Origin of the sequence: Massilia sp. DJPM01 (assembly GCF_030348125.1) — a bacterium.
GTDB lineage: Bacteria > Pseudomonadota > Gammaproteobacteria > Burkholderiales > Burkholderiaceae_D > Telluria_A > Telluria_A frigida.
This window is the reverse complement of record NZ_JAQOZV010000103.1, coordinates 1-9,739: the sequence shown is the minus strand read 5'-3', so window position 1 is coordinate 9,739 and position 9,739 is coordinate 1. Positions and strand designations below refer to the sequence as shown.

Sequence of the window (9,739 nt, the reverse complement as noted above, 5' to 3'; positions counted from 1 at the left end):
GGGGCGAATAGGGAAAACGGAAAAAATCGGGCGCTAAGCCCTGTTACCGATTTTTGAAGTCTCGCAGCGACCGATATCTGCCCTCGTCGACCATTCTGCTCTGCCTCCAGACGTAATCTCCGGTCAGATTGATGTGCTCCCAGCCCAACGGAGACAGGAATTTCAGCATACTGGGGTCAGGCGGGGTGCCAGAGTCGCGCAAAGCCTGCGTCGCCCGCTCCAGGTAGACCGTATTCCAGAGCACGATGGCGGCCGTCACCAAGTTTAGGCCGCTGGCGCGGTACCGCTGCTGCTCGAACGTCCTGTCGCGAATCTCGCCCAGCCGGTGGATGAATACCGCCCTGGCCAGCGCATTGCGCGCCTCCCCCTTGTTCAAACCTGCGTGCACGCGCCGGCGCAGTTCGACGTTTTGGAGCCAATCCAGGATGAACAGCGTTCGTTCGATGCGGCCTAGTTCGCGCAGCGCGATCGCCAGGCCGTTCTGGCGAGGGTAGCTGCCAAGTTTGCGCAGCATGAGAGATGCCGTGACGGTGCCATGCTTGATCGAGGCGGCCAGGCGAAGCACGTCGTCCCAATGCGCGCGCAGGTGCCTAATGTTCAGGCTGCCGCCGATCATAGACCGCAGCGCCGGATGATCCGTTACCTTTCCTGGCACGTACAGCTTGGTGTCGCCTAGGTCGCGGATGCGCGGCGCGAAGCGGAACCCGAGCAGGTGCATCAGCGCGAACACGTGGTCGGTGAAGCCGGCAGTGTCGGTGTAATGCTCCTCGATACGCAGATCCGATTCGTGGTACAGCAGGCCATCCAGCACATAGGTCGAGTCGCGCACGCCGACGTTGACCACCCCAGTGCTGAACGGGGCGTACTGGTCGGAGATGTGGGTGTAAAACAGCTTGCCCGGCTCGGCACCGTATTTCGGGTTGATGTGACCGGTGCTCTCCGCCCGGCCGCCGGCGCGGAAGCGCTGGCCGTCCGATGACGATGTGGTGCCGTCGCCCCAATTCTCGGCGAACGCATGCTTGAATTGTGCGTTCACGAGATCGGCCAGGCCCGCCGAATAGGTTTCGTCCCGGATGTGCCATGCCTGTAGCCAGGACAGCTTGGCATAGGTGGCGCCAGCGCTCGATTCCGCCATCTTGGTGAGGCCGAGGTTGATCGCGTCGGCCAGGATCGCGGACAGCAGCAGCGTCCGGTCCTTGACCTGCTCCCCGCTCTTAAGATGGACAAAATGCCGGGTAAACCCAGTCCAATCGTCCACATCCATCAGCAATTCGGTGATCTTGATACGAGGCAGCAGGCCGCCGGTGAGATCGATCAGCGCCTGCGCCTCGTCTGGCACCAGGGAATCCTGAGGACTGATGCGCAGTCCTGTCTCCGTGATAATCGCATCGGGTAGCTCATTGGTCAGAGCCAGGCGGTTTACCTTGGCTAGCTGTTCTTCGAGCAGCAATAGGCGGTCTTGCAGATACTGGTCGCAGTCGGGGTTGACCGCGATCGGCAGTTCCCTCGCCGTCTTCATCTCCCCGAACTTCGCCGGCGGCAGCTGGTATTCTTCGAAGTCGCGGAACTGGCGCGATCCCTGCACCCAGATGTCGCCGGATCGCAGCGAATTCTTCAACTCCGACAGCACGCAGATTTCGTAAAAGCGACGATCCAACCCTTCGTCGGTGATGACGAGCGGCTTCCAACGTGCTTTCACGAACGAAACAGGCGCATCGTCGGGCACCTTGCGAGCACCCGTCATATTCATCTCGCGCAGCACGTCGATCGCGTCCAGGACCGCTTGCGCGGCCGGCGCCGCCTTCAGCTGGAGTACATCTAGGAATTCGGGCGTGTAGCGCCGCAGTGTGCTGTACTGTTCGCCAATCAGAGAGAGGTGATCGAAGGACTCGGGCTGCGCCAGCTGGCCGGCCTCGGCGACACTTTGCGTAAAGTCGGTCCACGGAAGTACTGCCTCGATCGCGGCGTACGGGTCCAGCCCGGATTCCTTGGCTTCGAGCAGGGCCTGGCCGATCTTCGAGTACAGGCGCACCTTGTCGTTGATCGCCTTGCCCTGTTTTTGGAAGTCTTGCTGGTGCTTGTGCTTGGCAGCACTGAAGAGCTTTATCATGATCCGGTCATGAAGGTCGACCAGTTCGTCCGTTACGGTGGCCATGCCCTCGATGGCCAACGCCGCCAGCGTGGCATACCGTCGCTCGTCCTCAAACTTGGCCAAGTCGCGCGGCGTCATCTGCGCGCCCTCCCGCGCCATCTTTAGCAGACGGTTCTGATGGATCTCGCGGCCAAGCCCTTCAGGCAGTGCCAGCGACTGAAAAACCTTGAGCCGTTCGATGTGTTCGCGCATGTAGCGGGAATTCGGCTTGAGCGGCGACTGGCGCAACCATACCAGCCAAGTAATGCTCATGTCGGGCGCGACGTTGAGCAGGTTGTCCAGGGAGCGCTTGTGGTGCCGCTCCAGTGGGTCGATCAGCGCTCGGTAGATCCGCCGGTTGGCCCGCGTCACGGCCTCGGCACAGGCCCGCTCGATGACGGTCAACGCAGGCAGGATAATCCGCTTCTGGCGCAGCGTTTCAAGGGAGTGAGCGGCGAGCACCATTGCCTTGTCCGTCTGCACCGCAAGGTCGGCCAAGCTGTGCACCAGCTTGCGGTAGTCCGGCAGGCCGAACACCGACAGCCCCAGGTAGGCGCGCAGTTCGTGGAGGTGTTCATTGCGCGTTTTTTCCCGCTCTCCGTATTCAAGCCAGGCCCCAGCGTCGCTGCGCACCTGCTTGGCGATCCAGTGGAGCACCGTGTCGGTCAGCGCGGTGTCGCTTGCCAGCGCATAACCAGGGTAGCGCAGCAAACACATCTGCACCGCGAAGCCGAGGCGGTTGGCGGCGCCACGGCGTTGCCGGATTAACGCCAAGTCGGCGTCCGTAAAACTGTATTGCTGAATCAGGTCATCCTGATTTTGGGGCAGAATCAGTAAACTTGCACGTTCGGTTTCAGAAAGTAGTGAGCGGCGTGGCATTCGATTCAGTCTCTCGCTGGTGGCAATGGCAGGTCATTTCTGGCCCCTTGTGCAGCCTGCGACCGACTGCGTTTTAGCATAGTGGAGAGTCAATGGCGCATTCGGACTGCGACGATCACGCCCGACAGGAACGTGACTGCTGCGACTAGCCATATCGCGCTGACCACGCCGTACAGGTCGGCTACAACGCCCGCCATTAACGCTCCGATGGCATAGCCGAGATCGCGCCAGAAGCGGTAAACGCCGACGGTCGAAGCACGCCAGGCCGGGTTGACTACGTCGCCGATGGCAGCCAAAAGCGTCGGATAGACCATGGCAGTCCCGATTCCCAGCAAAATCGCGCCCGTCGCATACCATGCGAACGAGGACCGGAACGCGATAATTGCGATGCCGGCTGCCTGCACCCACATCCCCGCCACGATCAATCCCTTACGACCAATCCGATCCGACAGCGCGCCGGTGAAGAGTTGGCATACTCCCCAAACGGTCGGGTAGATCGCGGCGAGCGTGCCGATTTGGATTAGAGTCATGCCCGCGCTGGCGAACACAAAAGGGAACAACCCCCATGCCATGCCGTCGTTGAGGTTATTCACAAGTCCGGCCTGACTAATCGACGACAGGTTGGGGTCGCGTACGCTGGTCTGCCAGAAAATCGAGCGCTGCGACGGCACGATGGCCGCTCCGTGCGTTGCTGCCATTGCGGCTTCCAATTGTGCGTGGCCGCGCGTCTCGCGCACAACCAAAACCGATAGCAGCAAGCCGATCACAACAAACGCCACGCCAAGGTAGAACGGCTGCGGCCGCAAGCCATATTTGGCTGCAATCCAGCCGGTCGCCAGCGCCGCTGCGCCGACGGCGAAATAACCCGCGAATTCATTGATGCCCATCGCCGTGCCCCGATTTTTGGGACCGGCGAGATCGATCTTCATGATTACAGTGGTCGACCAGGTCAGCCCCTGACTCACGCCGAGAAAAACGTTGGCCAGCAAGATCCAGTTCCAGGACGGCGCCCACATCAGCAAGAAGGGAACGGGAGTAGCGATCAGCCAGCCAATCACCAGCACTATTTTACGTCCGTAGGCGTCGGAAAAGCGGCCGGCAAAATAGTTAGTGATGGCCTTGGCAAGGCCGAAGACGACAATGAACGCCAGAATCGCCGTGTGGGCGACCAGCTTAAATTCTTGTTCGGCAATGGCGGGCAAGATGCTGCGCTCCATCCCGACCATTGCACCGACAAATGCGTTTACGACAACAAGCAAACTAAATTGGCGCCAGTTCGCGCGCAGTCCAAGTTGTAGGCCAATGGAGGCGGCCGGGGAATGTGCGGCCGATGGCATCGCCGGTTCCTTGCTCATGTAAACTCAACTTGGCCAAGATTGGCGGCGACAAGCCGTTCCATCTCGGCGGGACGCGGTAGGATCGTGGTCGTGAGGGACGTTATGAATGCCTCCTTCTGCAGGGACAGCAAAGAATTCCATCGCTTTTCGAAGCCGATCGTTGACGACGGCTTTCCTGAGATGTCTGCGCCGCATGCGCTTCCAGCTTGGTGTCCTGGAAAGACTTCCAGCTCTTCAGGCAAGTTCAGCAGCCGACCATGCAGGCTGTCCCAGAGCTGGGCCGCCATTTCTTGTTCGCGTCCTGCAAGGTCCGGTCGACCGACCGAACCGACGAACAATGTGTCACCAGTGAGGATGAACCATGGCGCTTCCGCGCGCCGGCGGTCCGAGACCAGCAGGCAAATGCTATCTTCTGTATGGCCCGGCGTATGCAGAATCTGGATGCGCGTATTGCCCGCGTCAATTGTCTGCTTATCGGTCACCGGCGTGAATGGGAAGGCGGTCTTACCGATATTGCTCTCGTGTAGCGAGTATGCCGCGCCGCTTAGTTCGGCGAGCGTTCGGCCGCCGGACAGGTGGTCGGCATGGATATGTGAATCGAACACATAGGCGATTTCAACATTCAACTTGCGTGCCTGGTCCTTATACCAGGCTTCGTCACCGGCCAGCACGTCGAGCGCGATCCCCTTGCCTTGCCCCGCGCAACCGAAGAAGTACGAGATCGAGGCGTCGTCATTTGTTCTCTGCTTAAAAAACATTGCAATCTCCTAGAACACAAAAACTTTGTCCGCCCACTCGGACCAATCCGCCAGTTGATCGAGCGTGCCGCGATGTGCCCCTTCGATCAGTTCGCAGTCCTGCAACGCGCGTGCATCCATGCAGCCACCGCATACGCCGATGTTGTCTTGGCTAGCAGCGGCGACCCGGCCTAGTATGGTTTGCAGGTTGGGCTGCCCTTCCGACACCTTCTGACCGCTTTTTGCGGTGCCGACCGCGTCGCCCATCAGATAGATGCGCACCGTATTGTGTTCACGCTTGGCCAGTGCTGCGGCCAGCCGCAAGCCGTTGTGGGTGAGCTCGCTGCCGTATGGCGCGGCGTTCAGAATGAACAGTGCCTGCATTGGGATTTGCCTCATAAAGTAAAGAACCAACAATCTAACGATCATTGGAATATAATGGATCTTTGCCATTCCTGCAAGACCAAATTGCCGGTGGCCTTGACCTGGAACTACAAAATGCTGACACTCCTGCCTATGACAACGAATAGAACTATCAAGGACGCCCTGTACGAGCAAGTAGCACGTATCGCCAAGGCATCGGCCAGCCCGAAGCGGCTTGAGCTGATCGAATTGCTGGGGCAATCCCCCAAGACGGTTGAGGCCTTGGCGCTGGAAGCGGGCATTAGTGCGAAGCTGGTCAGCGCGCACTTGAAAGAATTGAAGTCCGCGCGCCTTGTTGAAGCTGAACGGCAGGGGAAGTACATCATCTACCGGCTGGCCAGCGCCGAGGTGGGCCAGCTATGGGTGACGCTTCGGGTTTTGGCCGAGGACCGGCTGTTCGAATTGCAGGACGCCCTGCGCCAGCTCTCTGCTGCCACCCATGAGTGGGTCGGCAATAGCCGCGAGGAACTGCTGAACAAGGCGAAATCCGGCGAAGTGATCGTGATCGACGTACGGCCGGGCGAGGAATACGCGGTTGGCCACGTGCCGTTTGCACGTTCGATGCCACTAGCCGAGCTGAAGAACCGTCTGGCCGAATTGCCAAAGGACAGGCCCGTGATCGCATATTGTCGCGGTCCATTCTGCTTGATGTCGTCCGATGCAGTCAGGCTGCTCCGCGACCAAGGCATCGACGCGCTACAGATGCGAGAGGGCGTTGTTGAGTGGAATAGTTAACGCGACTTCCTCTGCGTGGGGTCTCAGGTGCAGTGGATTGCTTATGGAAAGCTTTGCATAAAGTTCTTATGGAAAGCACATTTTTATGGAAAGCGCTGACCGCGATAGACCGGGCCGCACTCCGGCCCCGATCTGCCGTCAGGGCTTGATTTGCTCGACATAACGCGGCGGCTCGGATTGAAGCGCGGCCCCATACCTGAACGACTCGATAAGAAGTTCATTGCAAAACATAACGTGGTGCCGAAACTGAATAGCTGGACCGCCAAAGCAACCGACGTCCTGGCCAAATTCACGCGCGCACGCACGAAGCGGAATAAACTTCAATCCGTGTGACTCGCCACTTTAACGGTCGCGCGCCTTCTGGACAACGTTGACCGTCACGCTGGCATTCTGATTCTCGACACGGGCCTTGAACCAGCGCTCCAATCGCTCGCGTTCGTGGCGCGACAGAGCACTGCTCATGGTGAGGGACAGGAAGGGCACTACGGCAATCCCTGGCCCGGCAGGAATCCCGCTTGCGGCATCAGGCTTGTCGTCGCTGGTCAGGGCCTGGCCGTAGCCCACCATCGCTTTGCGTAGGGTCGGGTACTGGGCGCGCAACTCGCGCAGTACGCTGGCCGTCTCGCGTCCGCCAACTTCGCCCGCCCTCTTGTGGGCGTCCAATCGACTGCGCAGTTCCAGAATGGTAACGTCCCGCTCGCGCAATGTGTCAATGTTTGTGCGATACAGGTCCGCCAAAACGCCTTCCTTAAGCTGAGCCACATCGACATTTTGGGACGCGCCCTGATGAACCACGAGCGAAGCCCCTGCTAGACGGGAATTCGCCAGGCGATCTTTGAGTACGTCCAGCGCAGGCTGCTCGATCGGGTCGCCTGTCAGCGTCACTTCGATTGTTTTACTTTCCGGCGCCAACGCCAACCCGACCACCGCAGTGTGCTTGAACTGAAACTCGCGTTTGATGAACGCTTTGGCGTTGGTGCGAAACACTTCGGCTCGCACCAAGCCGAATGCAAGATACGCGCTAGGAATCGTGGTGGCCAATACGATCACTAAGAGTGCGGTCTTGACCCGGCGCTCGACGTGGCGGTCGACAAAATTACGGTGAGGCAGGTGCAGAAAGCCCGTAACCAGCACCATCGATACTGCAATGAAGACACTGTTGATCGAAAACAGATAAAACGCACCGACGACAAAATCCCATTTCATATGTGCCAGTCCGTACCCGACCGTGCATAACGGCGGCATTAGTGCGGTAGCGATCGCTACCCCAGGTATGACGTTCGATTTTTTCCTGCGGGTCGCCGCCACGCTGCCGGCGAGTCCACCGAACAGGGCGATCAGCACGTCCCATATCGTGGGCGTGGTGCGCGCCAGCAGTTCGGTCTGGGCCTGCGATAGCGGTGTGATTGCAAAATATAAGGTTGAAGTCATGATGGACAGGCCCGTGGCGATGGCTAAACTGCTCAATGCGCGCCGGATCAGGGAGAAATCATAAATTGCAATGCCGTAACCGATTCCCATAATCGGACCCATCAAAGGCGAGATCAACATCGCGCCAATGATGGCGGCGGCGGAATTCACGTTCAGTCCGACCGAGGCGATGAAAATCGCGAACATCAAAATCTAGGGAGTTGCGCCCCTCAGCTCGATGTCACCCCGAATCCGACTGTCGATTTCTTCATGCGGCGCCTGATCGTCGCGCAGACTGAACCTGCGGGCAAAAGCAGCACGCAGTCGTGGCATGGGACGGATAAAAATGGGTCGTTGAGCGGTTTTCATACAGGCACTTTTTTAAGCAAAAGTGCGATGATAGCCCATCAGGAATTCCGCTTAAAAAAAGTGGGGACTGCGGGTGCCATTGGACAACCGGTGACTGTCGGCTTCGGGGCGTAAGCGGTCATCCCGAGTTGCCGGTGCTGCCGATATCGCTGGGCGGCGCCAGTGAAATATTATGGAAAGAAAAATTAGCTTGTGGCCCCGCTGCGTACGGCGTTTCAGACGGCAGCTTTTCATAACCATCCGCTTTCCATAAGAACGGAAAACCGGGTTAAGGGGTGTGGTTTCATGATCCGTCCAAAAAAAGAACAAGTAGTCTATTCGCGACCGATCCGAAATTTGTATGGTTTTCGGTTCAGCCCCGCCTAAGCTTAAGCGCGATTTTTTGCCCTATACTACGGAAATGAAGTTCCTACTTACACTGCTGCTCGCATTGGCCTTGGCTGGCAACGCATTCGCGAACGCTACAGCGCAGGCAAACACGTGCTGCGCGAGCGACGAGTGTGACGTTGTCCAATGCCTGGCGATGGGATGCCTACCTGCGGCTAGTCCAATAGCTGCGCAGCGTTTGAGCGTGTTCGCCGCGCTGCCGGCCTTACGGGATCTGCCCGATCAATTTGGCTACTATTTGCCGAGCCGCTACAAGGAAATTTGGACCCCACCGGACTGAACGAGACAAGATTGCCCAACTTTCCCAATTTAATCTCACAACTGGAGTCTCAAATGAAATCGAAAATCGTCAAAATTACAGCAGCCGTCGCGCTTATGGCTACTTCCGCCGTTGCCTTCGCGGCGACGAGTGACTGCTGCGTCAGCGTCGAGTGCTGTATCAAAATGCTTTCCTGCTGCTTCTAAGCGATAGGTAGGTGGGGGCGGCGAAATAGCCGCCCCTTTTTTCGCAATTGCGCCCGATAAGGTTGGAAGCGATGAACGGAAAACGAGGTTAGATCGCTGTAGTCATTCTCAGATATTGATAAAGAGTTTCTCGACTGATGCCGAACTCGCGCGCAAGCGTGGCTTTTGGCTCGCCGGCACCAGCGCGGCGGCGCAGCTCGACAACTTGGTCGTTCACCAGCGCCTTCTTTCGACCTCGGTAGGCGCCGCGCTGCTTGGCCAATGCGATCCCTTCGCGCTGCCGCTCGCCGATCAAGGCCCGCTCGAACTCCGCGAACGCCCCCATGACTGACAGAAGCAGGTTGGCCATTGGCGAGTCTTCGCCGGTGAAGCTCAGGCACTCTTTGACGAATTCGATTCGTATCCCGCGCTTGGTCAACGTCTGCACCAGCCGGCGCAGATCATCCAAGTTGCGCGCTAGACGGTCCATGCTGTGCACGACTACCGTGTCGCCTTCGCGGGCGAACGACAGCAACGCGTCGAGCTGCGGCCGCTGTGTGTCTTTGCCCGATGCCTTGTCGGTGAACAGCTTATCCACCTGGACCTGATCGAGCTGACGCTCTGGATTCTGGTCGAAACTGCTGACCCGGACATAACCGATGCGCTGACCTCGCAAAACGTGCCTCCTTAACAAGATGTGTCAGGAAAGACTCTATGACCGTTAAAGGCGCATGTCAAGTAATTGCGATACCAACCCTATCCTGACGTATTGCATTGGGGTCGTCTGACATCAGGTTAGGGTATAGCTCAATCTGACACGCCCCTTGGCGAAATCAACGCCGTCAGGTCTTAGCGCCCGATTTTTTCCGTTTCCTCTCTTCACCCCA

Annotated in this window: 8 protein-coding genes; 2 read left to right on the top strand and 6 right to left on the bottom strand. The window is 58.5% G+C overall.

The genetic code is table 11. The features are described from left to right. Window positions 1-43 precede the first annotated feature (43 nt). The 4 genes from PO883_RS33140 to PO883_RS33125 all read right to left on the bottom strand — a co-directional run bounded on the left by PO883_RS33140 (window position 44) and on the right by PO883_RS33125 (window position 5,468). Window positions 44-3,010 carry a Tn3 family transposase gene (locus tag PO883_RS33140; RefSeq protein ID WP_289313580.1) on the bottom strand — a complete coding sequence of 989 codons (2,967 nt, stop codon included), beginning with the start codon at window positions 3,008-3,010 and terminating at the stop codon, window positions 44-46. A gap of 89 nt (window positions 3,011-3,099) precedes the next feature. Continuing rightward, window positions 3,100-4,365, bottom strand: coding sequence for an MFS transporter (locus PO883_RS33135; protein WP_289313579.1), 1,266 nt, complete (start codon window positions 4,363-4,365; stop codon window positions 3,100-3,102). Beyond that, window positions 4,362-5,105 carry an MBL fold metallo-hydrolase gene (locus PO883_RS33130; RefSeq protein ID WP_289313578.1) on the bottom strand — a complete coding sequence of 248 codons (744 nt, stop codon included), beginning with the start codon at window positions 5,103-5,105 and terminating at the stop codon, window positions 4,362-4,364. The genes PO883_RS33135 and PO883_RS33130 overlap by 4 nt, the downstream gene beginning before the upstream one ends. Window positions 5,106-5,114: 9 nt before the next feature. Continuing rightward, the gene (locus PO883_RS33125) at window positions 5,115-5,468 is read right to left on the bottom strand and encodes a DsrE/DsrF/TusD sulfur relay family protein (RefSeq protein ID WP_167094414.1); all 354 of its coding nucleotides are present in this window, start codon (window positions 5,466-5,468) and stop codon (window positions 5,115-5,117) included. A gap of 114 nt (window positions 5,469-5,582) precedes the next feature. Between PO883_RS33125 and PO883_RS33120 the strand changes: the two genes are divergently transcribed. After that, a complete protein-coding gene (locus tag PO883_RS33120) occupies window positions 5,583-6,242 on the top strand; it encodes a metalloregulator ArsR/SmtB family transcription factor (RefSeq protein WP_289313577.1) in 660 nt (219 codons plus the stop codon). Window positions 6,243-6,584: 342 nt separating this feature from the next. Here the strand turns inward: PO883_RS33120 and PO883_RS33115 are convergent, their stop codons facing one another. Beyond that, window positions 6,585-7,859, bottom strand: a complete 1,275-nt coding sequence (locus PO883_RS33115) for a DUF389 domain-containing protein (protein WP_289313576.1) — start codon at window positions 7,857-7,859, stop codon at window positions 6,585-6,587. Window positions 7,860-7,922: 63 nt separating this feature from the next. Here PO883_RS33115 and PO883_RS33110 point away from each other — a divergent pair, with 63 nt between their 5' ends. Continuing rightward, on the top strand, window positions 7,923-8,135 hold the full coding sequence (locus PO883_RS33110) for a hypothetical protein (RefSeq protein WP_289313575.1): 213 nt from the start codon (window positions 7,923-7,925) through the stop codon (window positions 8,133-8,135). 826 nt (window positions 8,136-8,961) lie between these two features. On the opposite strand, the gene PO883_RS33105 is transcribed toward PO883_RS33110, so the two are convergent. After that, window positions 8,962-9,528 carry a recombinase family protein gene (locus PO883_RS33105; protein ID WP_289313574.1) on the bottom strand — a complete coding sequence of 189 codons (567 nt, stop codon included), beginning with the start codon at window positions 9,526-9,528 and terminating at the stop codon, window positions 8,962-8,964. Window positions 9,529-9,739 lie beyond the last annotated feature (211 nt).